The organism is Cellulomonas sp., from assembly GCF_965229465.1.
GTDB lineage: Bacteria > Actinomycetota > Actinomycetes > Actinomycetales > Cellulomonadaceae > Cellulomonas.
Map to the genome: position 1 here is coordinate 3609648 of NZ_OZ245882.1, position 20381 is coordinate 3630028.

At 73.1% G+C, this 20381-nt stretch carries 15 protein-coding genes; 12 read left to right on the forward strand and 3 right to left on the reverse strand.

The features are described from left to right. Window positions 1-35 precede the first annotated feature (35 nt). The 3 genes from pheS to ACO06A_RS17105 all read left to right on the forward strand — a co-directional run bounded on the left by pheS (window position 36) and on the right by ACO06A_RS17105 (window position 8766). Entirely contained in the window at window positions 36-1079 is a 1044-nt protein-coding gene (gene pheS / locus ACO06A_RS17095; protein ID WP_421733393.1) for a phenylalanine--tRNA ligase subunit alpha, read from the forward strand. Beyond that, window positions 1079-3637, forward strand: coding sequence for a phenylalanine--tRNA ligase subunit beta (gene pheT / locus ACO06A_RS17100; RefSeq protein WP_421733394.1), 2559 nt, complete (start codon window positions 1079-1081; stop codon window positions 3635-3637). The genes pheS and pheT overlap by 1 nt, the downstream gene beginning before the upstream one ends. Window positions 3638-3822: 185 nt before the next feature. Further along, window positions 3823-8766, forward strand: a complete 4944-nt coding sequence (locus ACO06A_RS17105; protein WP_421733395.1) for an ExeM/NucH family extracellular endonuclease — start codon at window positions 3823-3825, stop codon at window positions 8764-8766. Window positions 8767-8817: 51 nt separating this feature from the next. Here ACO06A_RS17105 and ACO06A_RS17110 read toward each other — a convergent pair whose 3' ends face one another. The 3 genes from ACO06A_RS17110 to ACO06A_RS17120 are packed head-to-tail and all read right to left on the reverse strand — an operon-like array spanning window position 8818 to window position 11026. After that, window positions 8818-9312, reverse strand: coding sequence for a GNAT family N-acetyltransferase (locus ACO06A_RS17110; protein ID WP_421733396.1), 495 nt, complete (start codon window positions 9310-9312; stop codon window positions 8818-8820). Further along, on the reverse strand, window positions 9300-10046 hold the full coding sequence (locus tag ACO06A_RS17115; RefSeq protein ID WP_421733397.1) for a DsbA family oxidoreductase: 747 nt from the start codon (window positions 10044-10046) through the stop codon (window positions 9300-9302). The genes ACO06A_RS17110 and ACO06A_RS17115 overlap by 13 nt, the downstream gene beginning before the upstream one ends. Further along, window positions 10043-11026: a quinone oxidoreductase family protein gene (locus ACO06A_RS17120; protein ID WP_421733398.1), complete on the reverse strand. Its 984-nt coding sequence runs from the start codon at window positions 11024-11026 to the stop codon at window positions 10043-10045. Before ACO06A_RS17120 ends, ACO06A_RS17115 begins: the two co-directional genes overlap by 4 nt. An 82-nt stretch (window positions 11027-11108) precedes the next feature. On the opposite strand from ACO06A_RS17120, the gene argC reads away from it, so the two are divergent. The 9 genes from argC to ACO06A_RS17165 are packed head-to-tail and all read left to right on the forward strand — an operon-like array spanning window position 11109 to window position 20358. Beyond that, entirely contained in the window at window positions 11109-12173 is a 1065-nt protein-coding gene (gene argC, locus ACO06A_RS17125; RefSeq protein ID WP_421733399.1) for an N-acetyl-gamma-glutamyl-phosphate reductase, read from the forward strand. A gap of 14 nt (window positions 12174-12187) precedes the next feature. After that, complete coding sequence (gene argJ / locus ACO06A_RS17130) at window positions 12188-13372, forward strand: bifunctional glutamate N-acetyltransferase/amino-acid acetyltransferase ArgJ (RefSeq protein ID WP_421736087.1); 1185 nt, start codon at window positions 12188-12190, stop codon at window positions 13370-13372. Then, window positions 13369-14343, forward strand: coding sequence for an acetylglutamate kinase (argB, locus tag ACO06A_RS17135; protein WP_421733401.1), 975 nt, complete (start codon window positions 13369-13371; stop codon window positions 14341-14343). Before argJ ends, argB begins: the two co-directional genes overlap by 4 nt. Next, on the forward strand, window positions 14340-15629 hold the full coding sequence (locus ACO06A_RS17140; RefSeq protein ID WP_421733402.1) for an acetylornithine transaminase: 1290 nt from the start codon (window positions 14340-14342) through the stop codon (window positions 15627-15629). The genes argB and ACO06A_RS17140 overlap by 4 nt, the downstream gene beginning before the upstream one ends. Further along, complete coding sequence (gene argF / locus ACO06A_RS17145; RefSeq protein WP_421733403.1) at window positions 15626-16558, forward strand: ornithine carbamoyltransferase; 933 nt, start codon at window positions 15626-15628, stop codon at window positions 16556-16558. The genes ACO06A_RS17140 and argF overlap by 4 nt, the downstream gene beginning before the upstream one ends. Continuing rightward, window positions 16555-17085 (forward strand): arginine repressor, encoded by a 531-nt coding sequence (locus ACO06A_RS17150; protein ID WP_056093530.1) that lies wholly within the window; start codon window positions 16555-16557, stop codon window positions 17083-17085. The genes argF and ACO06A_RS17150 overlap by 4 nt, the downstream gene beginning before the upstream one ends. A 39-nt stretch (window positions 17086-17124) precedes the next feature. Beyond that, window positions 17125-18363: an argininosuccinate synthase gene (locus ACO06A_RS17155; RefSeq protein WP_421733404.1), complete on the forward strand. Its 1239-nt coding sequence runs from the start codon at window positions 17125-17127 to the stop codon at window positions 18361-18363. Next, complete coding sequence (gene argH / locus ACO06A_RS17160; protein ID WP_421733405.1) at window positions 18356-19810, forward strand: argininosuccinate lyase; 1455 nt, start codon at window positions 18356-18358, stop codon at window positions 19808-19810. Before ACO06A_RS17155 ends, argH begins: the two co-directional genes overlap by 8 nt. Then, complete coding sequence (locus ACO06A_RS17165; RefSeq protein WP_421733406.1) at window positions 19807-20358, forward strand: uridine kinase family protein; 552 nt, start codon at window positions 19807-19809, stop codon at window positions 20356-20358. The genes argH and ACO06A_RS17165 overlap by 4 nt, the downstream gene beginning before the upstream one ends. The last annotated feature ends 23 nt before the right edge of the window (window positions 20359-20381 follow it).

Here is a 20381-nt window from a genome sequence, read left to right on the forward strand (position 1 = left end):
AGCCGGCCGCCCAGAACCTGCACCGGAAGGCCAGGATGTCCGACGACACCGCCCTGTCCCCGCTCGACGCCCCCGGCATCGAGTCCGCCGTCGAGGACGCGCTCAAGGCCCTCGCGGCCGCGACCGACCTCGACGCCCTCAAGTCCGCTCGCCTGGAGCACGTGGGCGAGCGCAGCCCGATCGCGCTGGCCAACCGCGCCATCGGCGGCCTCGCTCCGGCCGACAAGGCCACCGCCGGCAAGCTGCTCGGCCAGGCGAAGGGCCGTCTGGCGCGTGCGCTGGCCGAGCGCCAGGCGCAGCTCGAGGCCGAGCGCGACGAGCGCGTGCTCGTCGAGGAGTCGGTGGACGTCACGCTGCCCACCGACCGCCACCCGCGCGGTGCGCGTCACCCGCTGGAGACGCTCTCGGAGCGGATCGCGGACATCTTCGTGTCGATGGGCTGGGAGATCGCCGAGGGCCCCGAGCTCGAGGCGGAGTGGTTCAACTTCGACGCGCTGAACTTCGGCGTCGACCACCCCGCCCGGCAGATGCAGGACACGTTCTTCGTCGAGAGTCCCGGCCTGGTCCTGCGTACGCACACGTCGCCGGTGCAGGCCCGGACGCTGCTCGAGCGGGACCTCCCGGTCTACATCGCGTGCCCCGGCAAGGTGTTCCGCACCGACGAGCTGGATGCCACGCACACGCCCGTGTTCCACCAGGTCGAGGGACTCGCGGTGGACAAGGGCCTGACCATGGCGCACCTCAAGGGGACGCTGGACCACTTCGCGCAGGCGATCTTCGGTCCTGAGGCCCGCACGCGCCTGCGGCCGTCGTTCTTCCCGTTCACCGAGCCCAGCGCGGAGATGGACCTCTGGTTCCCGCAGAAGAAGGGCGGCGCCGGCTGGATCGAGTGGGGCGGCTGCGGCATGGTCAACCCGCACGTGCTCCGGGCCTGCGGGGTGGACCCCGAGGTCTACTCCGGCTTCGCGTTCGGCATGGGCATCGAGCGCACCCTGATGCTGCGCCACGGCATCGCCGACATGCACGACATGGTGGAGGGCGACATCCGCTTCTCCGCGCAGTTCGGGACGGAGATCTGATGCCGCGCATCCCGCTGACGTGGCTCGCCGAGCACGTCGAGCTCCCCACGGACCTGACCGCCGAGCAGCTGGCGGCGGACCTGGTCCGCGTCGGGCTCGAGGAGGAGGCCATCCACCCCGCCGCCGTGACCGGTCCGCTGGTCGTCGGCGAGGTGGTGGAGCTGACGCCGGAGCCGCAGAAGAACGGCAAGACGATCAACTGGTGCCGGGTGGACGTCGGCCCGGAGCACAACGAGGCCGGCGGCGACCCGCGGGGCATCGTCTGCGGCGCGCACAACTTCGCCGTCGGCGACCGCGTCGTCGTCGCACTGCCCGGGGCCGTGCTGCCCGGGCCGTTCGCGATCGCGTCGCGCAAGACGTACGGGCACGTGTCCGACGGCATGATCTGCTCCGCGCGTGAGCTGGGCCTGGGCGACGACCACGCCGGGATCATCGTCCTGTCCACCCTCGGGCTCGACGCACCCGTCGGCACGGACGCCCGCGAGCTCCTCGGCCTCGGCGAGGAGGTGCTCGAGATCAACGTGACACCCGACCGCGGGTACTGCTTCTCGATGCGGGGCGTCGCGCGCGAGTACGGCCTGTCCACAGGCGCGGCGTTCACCGACCGTGGGCTGCCGACGGGCGACGAGCGTCCCGCGGGCGGCGGCTTCGCGGTCGAGATCGACGACGAGGCTCCGATCCACGGTGTGCCCGGCGCCGACCGGTTCGTCGCGCAGATCGTGCGTGGCGTGCGGGCCAACGACCCGTCGCCGTCCTGGATGCAGCGTCGGCTCCAGCAGGCCGGCATGCGTCCGATCAGCCTGGCCGTCGACGTGACCAACTACGTCATGCTCGACCTCGGTCAGCCGCTGCACGCGTACGACCTAGCGCACCTGGCCGAGCCGATCGTCGTCCGGCGCGCGAACCCCGGGGAGAAGATCCGGACCCTCGACGACGTCGAGCGGGTGCTGGACCCCGAGGACCTGCTCATCACCGACAGCCCCGACGGTGCGCGTGCCTCCCGTCCGATCGGGCTCGCCGCGGTCATGGGCGGCGGGGACACCGAGGTGGGCGAGGCGACGACCGACCTGCTCATCGAGGCCGCGCACTTCGACCCGATCACCGTCGCGCGCACGGCCCGTCGGCACAAGCTGCCCAGCGAGGCGGCCAAGCGGTTCGAGCGTGGCGCCGACCCGGCACTGCCGCCCGTCGCGGTCGCGCGGACGGTCGCGCTCCTGGTGGAGCACGGCGGAGGCGTCGCGGGAGAGCTCACCGACGTCGACCGTCGGGTACCCGTGCCGGCGTTCGACCTGGCGCTGGACCTGCCCGGCCGGCTCGTCGGCGTGCCGTACACGCCCGACGAGGTGCGCGAGACCCTGGTGTCGATCGGATGCGAGGTCAGCGACGCCGCACCGGGCACCGCGCGCGTGCAGGCACCCTCCTGGCGGCCCGACCTGCTCGTCGGTGTGGACCTGGTCGAGGAGGTCGCCCGCCTGCGCGGGTACGACGCGATCCCGTCGATCGTGCCGCCGGCGCCCCCGGGTGCGGGCCTGACGGCCGGTCAGCGGACGCGGCGTTCGGTCGCCCGCGCGCTGGCCGAGTCCGGCCTGGTCGAGGTGCTCAGCTACCCGTTCGTGGGCACCGAGCAGCTGGACGCGCTCCGGCTGCCCGCCGACGACGACCGCCGCCGCGCGGTCCGGCTGGTCAACCCGCTCTCCGACGAGCAGCCGTTCCTGCGGACCAACCTGCTGGTCACCCTGCTCGACACCGCGCGGCGCAACGTCGGCCGCGGCGCGAGCGACGTGGCGATCTTCGAGCTGGGTCTGGTCACCCGTCCGCTCGCCGACGCGCCCGCTGCGCCCCGGCTGCCCGGCGGGGTGCGGCCGTCCGAGGCGCAGCTCGCGGCGATCGACGCCGCGGTGCCGCCGCAGCCGCGCCGGGTCGCCGGGGTCCTCGCGGGACAGCGGGAGCCCGCCGGGTGGTGGGGGACCGGTCGTCGCGCCGACCACACCGACGCGATCGCGGCCGCCCGGCTGGTCGCGGACGTGGTCGGGGTGGAGCTGGTCGCGTCAGCCGACCCCGACCACGCCCCGTGGCACCCCGGCCGCTGCGCCCGGCTGACCACGGCCGACGGCGTGCTCGTCGGGCACGCCGGGGAGCTGCACCCCACGGTCGTGACCGGTCTCGGCCTGCCCGCGCGCGCCGCGGCGTTCGAGCTGGACCTGGACGTGCTGCTGGCGGCGGCCTCCCCGGAGCCGCTCCAGGCCGTGCCGGTGTCGACGTTCCCCGTGGCCAAGGAGGACGTCGCCCTCGTCGTCGACGCCTCGGTGCCCGCCGCCGAGGTGCTGGACGCCGTGCGCGTGGGTGCCGCGTCGAGCCCGGCCGGGGACGTCGTCGAGGAGGTCCGGCTGTTCGACGTGTACACCGGGTCCCAGGTGGGCGAGGACCGCAGGTCGCTCGCGTTCTCGCTTCGGCTCCGCGCCGACGACCGGACCCTCACCGCGCAGGAGGCGGCGGACGTCCGCGAGGCCGTGGTCGCCGAGGCGCACCGGAGGTTCGGGGCGACGCTCCGCGCCTGAGCACCGACGACCGGACCCCCGCCGACCTCACGATCGGCGGGGGTCTCGTCGTCCGTGCAAGTCGTCGGATGAGTTCACCCAATAGTTACCGCGGAGTAGTTGCCACGGTTCGGGCGAACAGCGAAGGTTGTCCAGGCCGTCACGAGCGGCCGCTTTTGCGTTCTCCCGACGAAAGTGAGCCCGACGTGCGCCGTGCGACGAAGTCGATCAGCGGGGGCATCGCCGCCCTCGCTCTGGCGGTGACGGGGGCGGTGGTCACAGCCGGTGCCGCCCACGCCGGCGTGGGCACCAGCCCGCGCATCCTGATCAACGAGGTGTACGGCGGCGGTGGGAACAGCGGCGCCACGTACATCAACGACTTCATCGAGCTGGTCAACCCGACCAGCGCTCCGGTCGACATGACCGGCTGGTCGGTCCAGTACGCGTCGGCCACGGGTTCCTTCGGCCCCACCCTCGTCACGCCGCTGACCGGGGTCATCCAGCCCGGCGCCGCGTTCGTGGTGGTGGAGGCAGCCGGCACCGGCGGCACCACCCCGGTGACCGGGAACGTCACCGGCACGATCGCCATGAGCGGCACCGCCGGCAAGGTCGCCCTGGTGAACTCGGCCACCGCCCTGACCTGCGCACCCGCGACGTGCCCCACGAGCGACCCGGTGGTGGACTTCGTCGGCTACGGCGCGACCGCCAACGCGTTCGCCGGCAGCGGCCCCGCCCTCGGCGCCTCGAACAGCCAGTCGGTCACCCGCGACGGGCTGCTCACGAACACCGCGAACAACGCGGCCGACTTCGCCGCGGCCACCCCGACGCCGGGCGTCGCGGGCACCCCCGGCCCCGTCACGCCGGTCGCCGCCACCATCGCTGAGGTTCAGGGGACGGGCGCGACGTCGCCCCTGTCCGGCCGGACCGTCATCACGGACGGCGTCGTCACCGCGGCCTACCCGACGGGTGGGCTGAACGGCTACGTGCTCCAGACGCCCGGTTCGGGCGGCACGACCGACGGGACGCCCGGTGCGTCCGACGCGGTCTTCGTCTTCTCGTCGGCCACGGCAGGCGCGGTCGCGATCGGCGACCACGTGCAGGTGACCGGTGTGGTCTCGGAGTTCAACGGCCTGACGGAGATCACCGTCTCGGCCGCCGCCGACCTGGTCCCGCTGCCGGCAGCCGCCGCGGTGACGCCGGTGTCGGGCACGTGGCCGACGACCGACGCGGCGCGCGAGGCGCTCGAGTCGATGCTGTTCCAGCCGACCGGCGCCCTGACCATCAGCAACACGTTCTCCACCAACCAGTACGGCGAGGTCGGCCTCGCTGCCGGCACGCTGCCCCTGCTCCAGCCCACCGAGGTGGGCCGCCCGGGCTCGCCCGAGGCGCTGGCTGCGGTCGTCGACAACTCCGCGCGCGGGGTCGTGCTCGACGACGGGTCGTCCACCAACTTCCTCTCGGCGGCGAACTCGGGCCTCACGCCCCCGTACGTCTCGCTGACCAACCCGGTCCGCGTGGGCGCGGCAGCGACGATCACCGCACCGGTCGTCGTCGACTTCCGCAACAACGTCTGGAAGCTCAACCCGACGGTCCCCGGCCCGGCGGCCGTGACGTTCGAGAACGACCGCACGGCCGCCCCGTCGGCCGTGGGCGGTGACCTGAAGGTCGCGTCGTTCAACGTGCTCAACTACTTCACCACCCTCGGCGCCACCACGGCCGGCTGCACCTCGTACAACGACCGCACCGGGGACCCGGTCACGGTCAACACGGGCTGCGACCCGCGCGGTGCGTGGGACCCGGCCGACCTCCAGCGCCAGCAGGACAAGATCGTCGCCGCCATCAACGCGCTCGACGCCGACGTGGTCGGCCTGCTGGAGATCGAGAACTCGGCCAAGGTGGACGGTGTCGCCGACGAGGCGCTCGGCACACTCGTCTCCGCGCTGAACGCGGCGGCCGGCTCCACCGTCTGGGCGTACGTCCCGTCGTCGACCGAGCTGCCGCCGGCCGCCGGTCAGGACGTCATCACGAACGCGCTGATCTACAAGCCCGCCGCCGTCGAGCGCACGGGCGAGTCCCGCGCGCTGGGCACCCAGAGCGGGGACGACCAGGCGTTCGGCAACGCGCGTGAGCCCATCGGCCAGGTGTTCACGCCGGTCGGTGGGGGCAAGCCGTTCTTCGTCGCCGTAAACCACTTCAAGTCGAAGGGGTCGGCCGGTCCGTGGCCCGGTGACGCCGACGCCGGCGACGGGCAGGGCGCCTCGAACGAGTCGCGCGTCCGGCAGGCGCAGGCACTGCGCGACTGGGTGCCCACCGTCCAGGGCGACGCCCAGGCTGTCGCGCTGATCGGCGACTTCAACTCCTACACGCTGGAGGACCCGCTCCAGACGCTGTACGACGCCGGGTACACCGACGCGGCCACAGCGCTCGCCGACGGCCAGTTCTCGTACTCGTTCAGCGGCCTGTCCGGCTCGCTCGACCACGTGCTGCTCAACGAGGCCGGCATGGCGCGGGCCACCGGTGCGGACATCTGGGAGATCAACGCCGAGGAGTCCATCGCGCTCGAGTACGACCGGTACAACTACCACGGCACGCTCTACTACGCCCCGGACGTCTACCGCTCCTCCGACCACGACCCGGTGGTCGTCGGGCTGGTCGAGGGCGCCGCGAAGCCGGTCAACCTCACACTGCTCGACATCAACGACTTCCACGGCCGCATCGACGCCAACACCGTGAAGTTCGCGGGCACGGTCGAGAAGGAGAAGGCGGCAGCAGTCGCCGCCGGCGGCCCGGTCGCGTTCGTCTCGGCCGGCGACAACATCAGCGCGTCCCTGTTCGCCTCGGCCGTCCAGCAGGACCAGCCGACGATCGACGTGCTCAACGCCCTGGAGCTCAACGCGTCGGCCGTGGGCAACCACGAGTTCGACAAGGGGTACCAGGACCTCACCGACCGCGTGATCGCGGGCGGCACCAACGCGAAGTGGGACTACCTGGGGGCGAACGTCTACCTCAAGGGCACCACGACGCCGGCGCTGGACGAGTACTCGATCATCGACATGGACGGCGTCTCGGTCGGCGTCATCGGGGCGGTGACGGGGGAGACCCCGTCGCTGGTCAGCCCCGGAGGGATCACGCAGATCGACATCGGCGACCCGGTCGACGCCGTCAACCGCGTGGCCGCCCAGCTCAGCGACGGCAACGAGGCCAACGGCGAGGCCGACGTCCTGGTCGCCAGCTACCACGAGGGCGCCAGCGAGGGGATGCCGAACGGCACCCTCGAGGACGAGGTGGCCGAGGGCGGTGCCTTCGCGAAGATCGTCAACCAGACCGCGGCGTCCGTCGACGCGATCTTCACGGGGCACACCCACCAGCAGTACGCGTGGGAGTCGCCCGTCCCGGACGGTTCCGGCAAGACCCGGCCCGTCCTCCAGACCGGCAGCTACGGCGAGTACATCGGCAAGATCGTGCTGACGGTCGACCCGAGCACCGGTGAGATCCTGGCGCACACCCAGCAGAACGTGCCGCGTCTGGTCGCCCCGACCGGCACCACCGAGGCGGCGTTCGCGGCCCAGCTGGTGGCCACGTACCCGCGGGTGGCGCAGGTGAACACGATCGTCACCGCGGCGCTGGCCTACGCAAGCGCGGTCGGCTCGGTCCCCGTCGGATCGGTCTCGGCCGACATCACGACCGCCTTCACCGGCGGCACGTACGGCCCGACCGGCTACACGGCCGCCTCGACCGCACGTGACGACCGGGCGAGCGAGTCGACGCTGGGCGACCTCGTGGCCAACGCGCTGCGGGACACGCTCGCACCGGAGAACCTGGGTGGCGCCGAGATCGGCGTCGTGAACCCGGGTGGTCTGCGCGCCGAGCTCTATTACGCCCCCGACGGCGTGGTGACCACGGCCGAGGCCAACGGCGTGCTGCCGTTCGTCAACAACCTCTGGACCACGTCGCTCACGGGCGCCCAGTTCAAGGTGATGCTGGAGCAGCAGTGGCAGACGCTCGCCGACGGCACGGTGCCGTCCCGGTCGTACCTGCAGCTGGGGCTGTCCGACAACGTGACCTACACGTACGACGCCGCGGCGCCGGCGGGGTCGCACATCACCTCCATCACGGTGAACGGCCAGCCCATCGACCCGGCGGCCAGCTACCGGATCGGCACGTTCTCCTTCCTGACCACCGGCGGCGACAACTTCCGGGTGTTCACGCAGGGCACGGACGCGCGCGACTCCGGCCTGATCGACCGGGACGGCTGGATCAGCTACCTCCAGACGCACCCGGGGCTGGCCCCCGACTTCGCCCGCCAGGCGGTCGGGGTCCCGACGGTCGCGTCCACGGTGACCGCCGGTGACACGCTGGCGTTCCCGGTGACCAAGCTGGACCTGACGAGCCTCGGCTCGCCGGCCAACACCAGCCTGGACGTCCGGCTCGACGGCACCTCGATCGGGACCGCTCCGGTCAGCGGCGGCAGCGCCGCCGTCTCGGTGACGATCCCCGCGGGCACGGCGGCGGGCGCGCACACGCTCACCCTCGTGGCGAGCCCGAGCGGCACCACCGTGACGCTCCCGCTCACCGTCGAGGCGAGCATCCCCGCGTCGACCACCACGCTCACGGCGGCGCCGTCGAGCCAGGTGTACGGCTCGTCGTCGCGGGTGACGCTCACCGCGACGGTCACGGCGGCCGTCCCGGTGACCGGCCCGGTGCAGTTCGTCTCCGGCACCACGGTGCTGGGCACGGCGACGCTCAACGGCAGCGGTGTGGCCACGCTGACGCTGCCGTCGTCCACGCCCGCCGGCACCTACGCGGTGGTGGCCCGGTACGCCGGTGGCTCCACGGTCACCGGCTCCGAGTCGGCGCCGGTCTCGGTGGTCGTCAAGAAGGTGACCACGACGACAGGTCTGACCGTCACGCCCGGCTTCCTGTTCATCCCGTCGGTCGCGATCGCCACGGTCGCCACCGACAACGGACGGGTGCCGTCGGGCACGATCGAGATCCGCGAGGGCACCACGGTGGTCAAGCGGCTGAACGTGGTCCTGGGCATCGCGATCGGCACGGTCCCGTCGGGCCGGCACACGTACACGGCGACGTTCGTCCCGAGCGACACCGCGAACGTGAGCCCGAGCACGAGCGCGCCGGTCATCACGCGCTGATCGCACACGCCGAGGCCCGCGTCCCCTCGGGGGCGCGGGCCTCGATCGTGCTCAGACCTCGCGGCGCAGCAGTGCGACGACGACGGACCCGCCCTTGGTGGCCTGCTCGCCCACGCGCGCGAAGCCGAGTCGTTCATGGAACGCCAGTGATTCCGGGTTCGGCGGCTCGAGGTTGACCTCGCAGGTCACGACGCCGAGGCCGAGCTCCCGGGCGCGCGCGTCGACGGCGGCGTAGAGCGCGCGTCCGACACCTCGGCCGTGCGCCGCGGGGTGCACGACGATCCGGTCGACGTAGAGCGAGCCGGGGACCTGCGTGGAGAACCACCGGTAGTTCTCGCTGGCGTAGGGGGAGCCGGGCGCGACGGCCAGCACGAAGCCGACGGTGAGGCCGTCGCTCTCGGCCAGCAGAGCCAGGTCGCACTCCGGGAGGTGTGCGGTCAGCCCGTCGAGGCCGAGCTCGTTGACCGCCGGGACCGCGTCGTCGTTGAGCCGGGCGAGCCCGGGGACGTCGGCCGGGGTGATCGCGCGGAGCGTCAGATCGCGCACGAGTCGTCGACGCACGCTGCGGCGTCGGGGTCGGCTGTCGCCAGGGTCTGGAGCGGGTTGGCCTCGCGCCACCCGGCCTCGAGCAGCTGGGTGAACACGTCCGCGGGCTGCGCGCCGGACACCGCGATCCGGCGGTCCACGACGAAGAACGGCACGCCCGTCACGCCGAGCGCGCGCGCCTCGTCCTCGTCGGCACGGACGGCGTCGGCGCCGACGTCGCCGGCCAGCGCCGCACGGACGACCTCCTCATCGATGCCCGCGCCGCTGACGATCCGCACCAGGGTCTCGTCGTCGCCCAGGTCGGCGCCGTGCTCGAAGTGCGCCGAGAACAGGGCCTCCAGCGTCCGCTCCGCGAGCTCGGCACCCCCGGTCGTCCGCGCGAGGTGCACCAGGCGGTGCGCCGCGAAGGTGTTGGCGGCCAGCGACCGGTCGAAGTCGTACGCGAGCCCCTCGCCCGCCGCCACGGCGGTGACCTGCGCGAACATCTTCTTCACCTGGTCGTGCGGGATTCCCTTGAGCGCCGCCAGCATGTCGATCTCCGGCCGCCCCGGTCCCACCGGCGTGCGCGGCGACAGCTCGTACGAGCGCCACGTGACCTCGACGTGGTCGCGGTGCGGGAAGTCGGCGAGGGCGGTCGCGAACCGGCGCTTGCCGATGTAGCACCACGGGCAGGCGATGTCCGACCAGACCTCGACGTGAAGGGTACGAACGGCATTCAGGGTGGGGATGCTCACGGGAGCAGCAGGACCTTTCCGGTGGTGGAGCGCGACTCGAGCGCGCGGTGGGCGTCGGCCGCGTCAGCCAGGGGGAACGTGGCGCCGATCCGCACGTCGAGCTCGCCGGCCCGGACCGCGTCGAACAGCTCGCGGGCGCGCCAGGTCAGCTCGTCACGCGTCGCGACGTGGTCGTCGAGCGTGGGGCGGGTGAGGAACACCGAGCCGGCCGCGTTGAGGCGCTGCGGGTCGACGGGCGGGACGGGACCGGACGAGGCGCCGAACAGGACGAGGGTCCCGCGGCGGTGCAGCGAGGCCAGGGACGCGTCGAACGTGTCCTTGCCGACCGAGTCGAAGACGGCGTGCACGCCGGCGCCCCCGGTGAGGGCCCGGACCTCGGCGGGCAGGTCACGGCCGAGGTCGTCGAGCTCGCGGTAGCGGATGACCTCGGCGGCGCCGGCCTCACGCGCCAGGCGCTCCTTGTCCACGGTGCCGACGGTCGCGATGACGCGGGCACCGCGCTGTGCCGCGAGCTGCGTCAGCAGCAGCCCCACCCCGCCGGCGGCCGCGTGCACCAGCACGTCGTGCCCGGCCTGCACGGGGAACGTCGAGGTGACGAGGTAGTGCGCGGTGAGGCCCTGCAGGGGAAGGGCGGCGGCGACCTGGTCGGAGACCCCTGCGGGGACGAGCAGCGCGTTGGACTCCCGCACGGTCACCAGCTCGGCGTACGACCCCGGGGCAGAGGACCAGGCGACCCGGTCGCCCACCGCGATCTCGGTGACGTCGTCGCCGATCGCGACCACCTCGCCGGCACCCTCCGAGCCCACGACGTGCGGGAACGGCACGCGGTACACGCCGGAGCGGCGGTACGTGTCGATGAAGTTGACACCCGCCGCGGCCACCCGGACGAGGACCTCGTCGGCCGCCGGTTCCGGGTCGGGCAGGTCGACGAGGGCAAGGACGTCGGGGCCGCCCGCGGCGGTCGCATGGATGGCGCGCACGGTTGCGGCAACGCGACGACGCGCGACGATCTTCCCGCGAACGCGTTCGTATCTTCGTGCAGTGTTGTGTATGTTCATGCACATGACGTTCACGGTCGCGGTCGCGGGTGCCAGCGGGTACGCCGGCGGCGAGATGCTCCGCGTGCTCCTGGCGCACCCCGAGGCGCGGATCGGGACCCTCACCGCGCACTCCAACGCCGGCACGCTGCTCGGTGCCCACCAGCCGCACCTGCGCTCGCTGGCCGGCCGGGTCCTGGCACCGACGGGGGTCGACACCCTCGGTGGTCACGACGTCGTCGTCCTCGCGCTGCCGCACGGTGCCAGCGGTGCGATCGCGGCTGAGCTCGAGGCGCGCGGCGACGGCGCGATCGTCGTCGACCTGGGCGCTGACCACCGGCTCGCGGACGCCGCCGACTGGGAGCAGTTCTACGGCAGCGCGCACGCCGGGACGTGGCCGTACGGCCTGCCCGAGCTGCTGCACGCGGGGGAGCGGACCGCCGCCGGCCAGCGGGCCGTGCTCGGCGCTGCCCGCCGGATCGCCGTCCCCGGCTGCAACGTCACCGCCGTCTCGCTCGGCCTCCAGCCCGGGGTGGCCGCGGGCCTGATCCGGCCGACCGACCTCGTGGCGGTCCTCGCCAACGGCTACTCCGGCGCCGGGAAGTCGCTCAAGACGCACCTGCTGGCCAGCGAGGCGCTCGGCTCCGCGCAGCCGTACGCGGTCGGCGGCACGCACCGGCACATCCCGGAGATCGCCCAGAACCTGCGCTCGGCCGGAGCGTCGGCCGTGACCATCTCGTTCACGCCGACCCTCGTCCCGATGGCCCGAGGCATCCTGGCGACCGCGACGGCCCGGTTGGTCGAGGGCGTCGACCCCGCCACCGTGCGGGCGGCGTGGGAGGAGACCTACGCCGACGAGCCGTTCGTGCACCTGCTCCCCGAGGGGCAGTGGCCGACGACGGCTGCGACGCTGGGTGCCAACACGGCGCTCGTGCAGGTGGCGGTCGACGAGCGCGCCGGGCGTGTCGTCACCGTCACCGCGATCGACAACCTGGTCAAGGGCACCGCCGGCGGCGCCCTGCAGTCCCTCAACCTCGCGCTCGGCCTGCCCGAGACGCTCGGCCTTCCCCTGGACGGAGTCGCACCGTGACCGTGGACCTGGACATGTCGTCGCCCGGAGTCACCGCGGCGGCCGGCTTCCGCGCCTCCGGCATCACCGCGGGGCTCAAGGCCTCCGGCAGGCCGGACCTCGCGCTCGTCGTGAACGACGGCCCGTCCCAGGCCGCCGCCGCCGTGTTCACGACGAACCGCGTGGTCGGCGCCCCCGTGGTCTGGTCCCGCCAGGCGGTCTCCGACGGTGTCGTGAGCGCGGTCGTCCTCAACTCCGGCGGCGCGAACGTGTGCACGGGCCCCGAGGGCTTCCAGGACACCCACGCGACGGCGGAGAGGGTCGGGGCCGCCCTGGAGATCTCCCCGGGAGACGTCGTCGTCTGCTCGACCGGCCTGATCGGCGAGCGGCTCCCCATCGACACGCTCCTCGCGGGCGTGGACGTCGCGGTGGAGGCGCTGTCCTCCGACGGGGGCCCGGACGCCGCCGTCGCGATCATGACGACCGACTCGGTCCCGAAGACCGCCCACCTCCACATCGACGGGGATCGGGGAGCGTGGACCATCGGGGGCATGGCCAAGGGTGCCGGGATGCTCGCACCGGGCCTGGCCACGATGCTCTGCGTGATCACCACGGACGCCGTCGTCGACGCCGAGACCGCCGCCGCCGCCCTGCGCACGGCAACCTCCGAGACGTTCGACCGCGTCGACTCCGACGGCTGCATGTCGACCTCGGACACGGTCACCCTGCTCGTCTCCGGTGCCAGCCGCGCGGTCCCGGACCCTGCCGGCTTCACCGCCGCGCTGACCCAGGTCTGCGGCGAGCTCGCTCGCGCGCTGGTCGCGGACGCGGAGGGCGCCACGCACGACATCGCGGTGACCGTGATGGGCGCCGAGACGCAGGACGCAGCGCTCGCGGTCGCCCGGGCGGTGACCCGCTCCAACCTGTTCAAGGCCGCGATGTTCGGCAACGACCCCAACTGGGGCCGGGTGCTCGCGCAGGTCGGCACCGTCCCGGAGAGCGTCGCGGCGTTCGACCCCGCCCAGCTCGACGTCACGATCAACGGCGTCCAGGTGTGCAAGGCGGGCGGCGCCTTCCGGCCGCGCTCCGAGGTGGACCTCGCCGCGCACCGGGAGGTCCACGTGCTGATCGACCTGCACGCGGGCGCCGAGGTGGTCACGGTGTGGACCAACGACCTCACGCACGACTACGTCCACGAGAACAGCGCGTACTCCACATGAGCGACTTCACGTTCAACACCCGCACGGACCTGCGCGCCGACCAGAAGGCCGAGGTCCTGATCGAGGCGCTGCCCTGGCTCCAGAAGTTCGCGGGCGCGCTCGTCGTCGTCAAGTACGGCGGCAACGCGATGATCGACGAGAACCTCAAGCGGGCGTTCGCCGAGGACATGGTGTTCCTTCGCCAGGTCGGCCTCAAGCCGGTCGTCGTGCACGGCGGGGGACCGCAGATCAACGCCATGCTCGACCGGCTGGGCATCGAGTCGGAGTTCCGTGGCGGGCTGCGGGTGACCACGCCCGAGGCGATGGACGTGGTCCGGATGGTGCTCACCGGCCAGGTGTCGCGCGAGCTCGTCGGGCTGCTCAACGCGCACGGTCCGCACGCCGTGGGGCTCTCGGGCGAGGACGGCGGGCTGTTCCAGGCGCGCCGCCGGACCGCGATCGTCGACGGCGTTAGCGTGGACATCGGCCAGGTCGGTGACGTGGTCAAGGTCAACCCCAGCGCGGTCCTGGACCTCCTCGACGCCGGCCGCATCCCGGTCGTGTCGACGGTCGCCCCCGACCTCGACGACCCCACGCAGGTGCTCAACGTGAACGCCGACACCGCTGCCGCGGCGCTCGCGGTCGCCCTCGGCGCGCGCAAGCTCATCGTGCTCACCGACGTCGAGGGTCTCTACACCAGCTGGCCGGACACGACGTCGCTCGTGCGACGGATCAGCGCCAGCTCGCTCGCGGAGCTGCTCCCCGGGCTGGACGCCGGCATGCGCCCGAAGATGGAGGCCTGCTGGCGGGCGGTCGAGGGCGGCGTCGGACGCGCCCACGTCATCGACGGCCGCTCGGCCCACTCGATCCTGGTGGAGGTGTTCACCTCCGACGGCATCGGCACGATGGTGCTGCCCGACGAGGAGCCCGCCGACGCCCCGTTCACCGCGCCCATCCCCGTGGTGCCCCACGACCCCGAGGTGACCGCATGACCGTCGAGAACACGAGCGTCCGGGCGCGGCACCGGTCGGCTGAGACCCCGGACGCGGCACTGCCGGTGGCCGCCACGGACGGTTCCGTCGCCCAGTGGACCGACCGCTACACCCACGCCCTCATGGACACCTTCGGCGCCCCCCAGCGGGTGCTGGTCCGTGGCGAGGGCGCGTACGTGTGGGACGCCGACGGCAACCGCTACCTCGACCTGCTCGGCGGGATCGCCGTGAACTCGCTCGGCCACGCGCACCCGACGCTCACAGCGGCGATCAGCGCGCAGCTGGGCACGCTCGGGCACGTCTCCAACTTCTTCGGCAGCCCCACCCAGATCGCGTTCGCCGAGCGGCTGCTCGCCCTGGCCGGTGCGCCCGCGGGCTCCCGCGTGTTCCTGACCAACTCCGGCACCGAGGCCAACGAGGCCGCGTTCAAGCTCGCGCGGCGCAACGGTGGCACGGACCGGCCGCGCGTCCTGGCGCTCGAGGGCTCGTTCCACGGCCGGTCGATGGGCGCCCTCGCGCTCACCCACAAGGCCGCGTACCGGGAGCCGTTCGAGCCGTTGCCCGGCGGCGTCGAGTTCGTGCAGTTCGCGGACACCGCCGCGCTGGACGCCGCGTTCGCGGTCGACGGCGACAAGGTGGCCGCGCTCTTCCTCGAGCCGCTCCAGGGTGAGGCCGGCGTGCGGCCGCTGCCCCCGGGGTACCTGGCGCACGCGCGCCGGCTCACCGCGGAGCACGGCGCTCTGCTCATCCTCGACGAGGTGCAGACCGGCATGGGCCGGACCGGCGCCTGGTTCGCCCACCAGCTCCCACACATCGGGGGCGGGATCGTGCCCGACGTCGTGACCGTGGCCAAGGGGCTCGGCGGCGGCTTCCCGGTGGGTGCCCTCATCGCGTACGGCGAGCGGACCGCGACCCTGCTCGGTCGCGGTCAGCACGGGACGACGTTCGGCGGCAACCCCGTGGCGTCCGTCGCCGGGCTGGCGACGATCGCGGTGATCGAGCGTGACGGCCTGCTCGCGCACGTCGCCGCGCTCGGCGCCACGTTCCGCGGGCAGCTGGCGGGCGCGGGACTGGTCAGCGAGGTGCGGGGCGAGGGGTTCCTGATCGGGATCGAGCTCACCGCACCGGTCGCCGCCGCGGTGGCCGCGCGTGCGCTCGACGCCGGGTTCATCGTCAACCCGTGCACCCCGACGACCGTCCGGCTCGCGCCGCCCTTCCTGCTCACGGCGGAGCAGGCCGGCACGTTCGTCGACTTCCTGACCGCTCTCCCGGAGGACCTGTCATGACCCGGCACTTCCTCCGCGACGATGATCTGTCGCCGCGCGACCAGCGCGCCGTCCTCGAGCTCGCCCTCGCCTTCCGCGACGACCGGTTCATTCGCACCCCGCTGACAGGCCCGCGCGCGGTCGCCGTCATCTTCGACAAGCCGACCCTGCGCACCCAGGTGTCGTTCGCGGCCGGGATCGCGGAGCTGGGCGGCTTCCCGCTGAGCGTCGACGGGAAGCTCGCGCGGATCGGCGAGCGCGAGTCGATCGCGGACACCGCGCGGGTGCTCGGCCGACAGGTCGCCGCGATCGTGTGGCGGACGTTCTCCCAGGACCGGCTCGAGCAGATGGCCGAGTTCTCGGGCGTCCCCGTGGTGAACGCGCTGACCGACAGCTTCCACCCGTGCCAGATCCTGGCGGACCTGGCGACGATCGCCCAGCACCGCGGCGGCGTCGGGGGAGTGGCCGGCCGGACGCTCGCGTACGTCGGCGACGGCGCCAACAACATGTCGCACTCGTACCTGCTCGGCGGTGCCACGGCGGGCCTGCACGTGCGGATCGGCACTCCGGAGGGCTTCCTCCCGGACGCGTCGATCCTCGCCGACGCGACGGCGATCGCTGCGGACACGGGTGGGTCGGTGTCGGTGGTGCACACGCTCGCCGAGGCCGTGACCGGCGTGGACGTCGTCGCCACCGACACGTGGGTCTCGATGGGCCAGGAGTCTGAGGCCGCCCTCCGGGAGACACCGTTCGTTCCGTTCCGGGTGGACTCCGCCGCGATGGCGCTCGCCGCCCCCGACGCGCTCGTCCTGCACTGCCTGCCCGCCTACCGCGGCAAGGAGATCACCGCCGAGGTGCTCGACGGCCCGCAGTCGGTGGTCTGGGACGAGGCCGAGAACCGCCTGCATGCGCAGAAGGCCCTCCTGTCCTGGCTGGTGGAGGGCACGTGAGCGTCACGGTCCCGCACACCAAGGCCGCGCGGCACGCGCTGGTCACGTCACTGCTCACCCGCGGCACGGTGCACTCGCAGCAGCAGCTGGCGGAGCTGCTCACCGCCGAGGGCGTCACCGTCACGCAGGCGACTCTCTCGCGCGACCTCGTCGAGCTGCGCGCGGTGAAGATCCGGACGCCGTCCGGTGCGCTCGCCTACGCCGTCCCCGCCGAGGGTGGTCTGCGCGCGCCCGCGGCCGGCCCCGACGAGGAGATGCTCGCCGCACGGCTGGCCCGCCTCTGCGCGGAGCTCCTCGTCACCGCGGAGGCGTCCGGCAACCTGGTCGTCCTGCGCACCCCGCCCGGCGCCGCCCAGTTCCTCGCGTCGGCCATCGACCACTCGATCCTGCCGGCCGCGCTCGGCACGATCGCGGGCGACGACACCGTCCTGGTCATCGCCCGCGAGGGGGAGACCGGCGCCGCGCTGGCCGCCCGCTTCCTCGCACTGGCCACCGACACGCCCTCGCGCACCCGTCCGTCAGACTGACCCCAGAACACCCTCAGAACCTGCGAAGAGAGAAGAACCATGACTGAGCGCGTCGTCCTCGCCTACTCCGGCGGCCTGGACACCTCCGTGGGCATCGGCTGGATCGCCGAGGCCACCGGTGCCGAGGTGATCGCCGTGGCGGTGGACGTCGGCCAGGGCGGCGAGGACCTCAACGTGATCCGCCAGCGCGCCCTCGACTGCGGTGCCGTGGAGGCCTACGTGGCCGACGCGCGCGACGAGTTCGCGACCGAGTACTGCATGCCGGCACTCAAGGCCAACGCGCTCTACCTGGACCGCTACCCGCTGGTGTCGGCCCTGTCGCGCCCGGTGATCGTCAAGCACCTGGTGCGTGCCGCCCGGCAGTTCGGCGCGACGACCGTCGCCCACGGTTGCACCGGCAAGGGCAACGACCAGGTCCGCTTCGAGGTCGGCATCACGTCGCTCGCGCCCGACCTGACCTGCCTGGCACCGGTCCGGGACCTCGCGCTGACCCGCGACAAGGCCATCGAGTTCGCCACCCGCAACGCACTGCCGATCGAGACGACGAAGCACAACCCGTTCTCGATCGACCAGAACGTCTGGGGCCGCGCGGTCGAGACCGGCTTCCTCGAGGACATCTGGAACGGCCCCACCAAGGACGTCTACACGTACACCGACGACCCGACGTTCCCGCCGGTCGCAGACGAGGTCGTCATCACGTTCGAGGCCGGCATCCCGGTCGCGCTCGACGGCATCCCGGTCACGCCGCTGCAGGCGATCCAGGAGATGAACCGCCGCGCCGGCGCCCAGGGCATCGGCCGGATCGACATCGTCGAGGACCGCCTGGTCGGCATCAAGTCCCGCGAGGTCTACGAGGCCCCCGGCGCGATCGCGCTCATCGCCGCGCACCAGGAGCTCGAGAACGTCACCGTCGAGCGTGAGCAGGCGCGCTTCAAGCGCGGCGTCGAGCAGCGCTGGACGGAGCTGGTCTACGACGGCCAGTGGTTCTCGCCGCTGAAGAAGTCGCTCGACGTCTTCGTCGACGACACGCAGCGCTATGTCTCCGGCGACGTGCGGATCGTCCTGCACGGCGGCCGCGCGACCGTCACGGGCCGCCGCTCGGACGCGAGCCTGTACGACTTCAACCTGGCGACGTACGACACGGGCGACTCGTTCGACCAGTCGGCCGCCAAGGGGTTCATCGAGATCTACGGCTTGTCCTCCAAGCTGGCCGCTGCGCGCGACGTCCGCTTCGGCAACGGCGTGGACCTCGGCACGCAGGGCGGGATCAGTGGCTGACGAGCTCACCACGTCGTCTGCCGGGCCGGTGCAGCCGGCCGGCAACGTCTCGCTGTGGGGCGGTCGGTTCGCCGGCGGCCCGTCGGAGGCCCTCCAGGCGCTGTCGCAGTCGACGCACTTCGACTGGCGGCTGGCCGGGCACGACATCTCCGGCTCGGTGGCGCACGCACGCGTCCTGCACGGCGCGGGCCTGCTCTCCGACGACGAGCTGACGGGCATGGTCGACGCCCTGGAGCGCCTGCGCGCCGACGTCGCGAGCGGCGACTTCCTGCCGGTGCTTGAGGACGAGGACGTGCACACGGCCCTCGAGCGCGGGCTGATCGACCGCGCGGGCGCAGACCTCGGTGGCAAGCTCCGCGCCGGCCGCTCCCGCAACGACCAGATCGCCACGCTCGTGCGGATGTACCTGCGCGAGGAGTCGCGCGGCCTGGCGGCACTGGTCCTGGACGTCGTCGACGCCCTCGTGGCGCAGGCCGACCGGGCGGGCGAGGCGCCGATGCCGGGCCGCACCCACCTCCAGCACGCCCAGCCGGTCCTGCTCGCCCACCACCTGCTCGCCCACGCGTGGCCGCTGCTGCGCGACGTCGAGCGCTGGATCGACTGGGACGCCCGCGCCGCCCTGTCGCCGTACGGCTCAGGCGCGCTCGCCGGGTCGTCGCTCGGTCTGGACCCGGCCGCGGTCGCCGCGGAGCTGGGCTTCGCCGGGCCGGTCGAGAACTCGATCGACGGCACCGCCTCGCGTGACGTGGTCGCCGAGTTCGCCTTCGTGGCGGCGATGCTCGCCGTCGACGTCTCCCGGCTGGCCGAGGAGGTCGTCCTCTGGGCGACCAAGGAGTTCGGCTTCGTCAAGCTGCACGACGCCTACTCCACGGGGTCGAGCATCATGCCGCAGAAGAAGAACCCGGACGTCGCCGAGCTCGCGCGCGGCAAGGCCGGACGCCTGATCGGTGACCTCACGGGTCTGCTGACCACGCTGAAGGGTCTGCCGCTGGCGTACAACCGCGACCTCCAGGAGGACAAGGAGCCGGTGTTCGACCAGGTCGACCAGCTCAGCGTCCTGCTCCCGGCGTTCGCCGGCATGGTCGCGACGCTCGAGTTCGACACCGAGCGGCTGGCCTCGCTGGCACCGCAGGGGTTCTCCCTGGCGACCGACATCGCCGAGTGGCTCGTCCGCACCGGTGTCCCGTTCCGGGTCGCGCACGAGGTGGCGGGCGCCTGCGTCCGCGCGTGCGAGGCGCACGAGCCGGCGATCGAGCTGTGGGACCTGACCGACGACGAGCTCGCCGCGATCTCGCCGCACCTGACCCCCGAGGTCCGCACGGTGCTCACGGTCGAGGGGTCGTTGGCCTCACGGTCGTCCCACGGCGGCACCGCCCCGGTGCGCGTGGCCGAGCAGCTGGACCGGGCTCGCGCCCGCGCGGCAGAGCTGCGTACCTGGGCGTCGTGACCGCCGCCGAGCTCGCGGCGCGGGCGCTCGCGACCCGTCCTCGGCTCGGCCGTGTCCGGCTGATCGCGGTCGACGGCCCGGCCGGCTCGGGCAAGACGACCCTCGCAGCCGCGCTGGCGGACCACGGTGCGACCGTGCTGCACCTGGACGACCTCTACGAGGGCTGGTCGGGTCTCGAGGGATCGCTCTGGCCCCGCCTGTCGGCGCAGGTCCTCGAGCCGGTGCGGCGTGGCCTGCCGGGTCGATACCAGCGGTACGACTGGGGGACCGAGGCGTTCGCCGAGTGGGTGGACGTGGCGGTGCCGGACCTGCTCGTCGTCGAGGGCTGCGGCTCGGCGCGGCGCGCGGTGGATCCGCTCGCCGTGCTGAGGGTCTGGGTCGAGGCACCGGCAACCCTGCGCCTCGAGCGGGGTCTGGCGCGCGACGGCGCCGGCGCGCGGGAGCGATGGGAGACGTGGATGGCCGACGAGGCCGCGCACTTCGAGCGCGAGCGGACGCGCGAGCGCGCGGACGTGCGGCTCGACGCGTTCGGTGCGCGCGTCCCCTGAGCGGCTTGGACCACGCGGCGGAA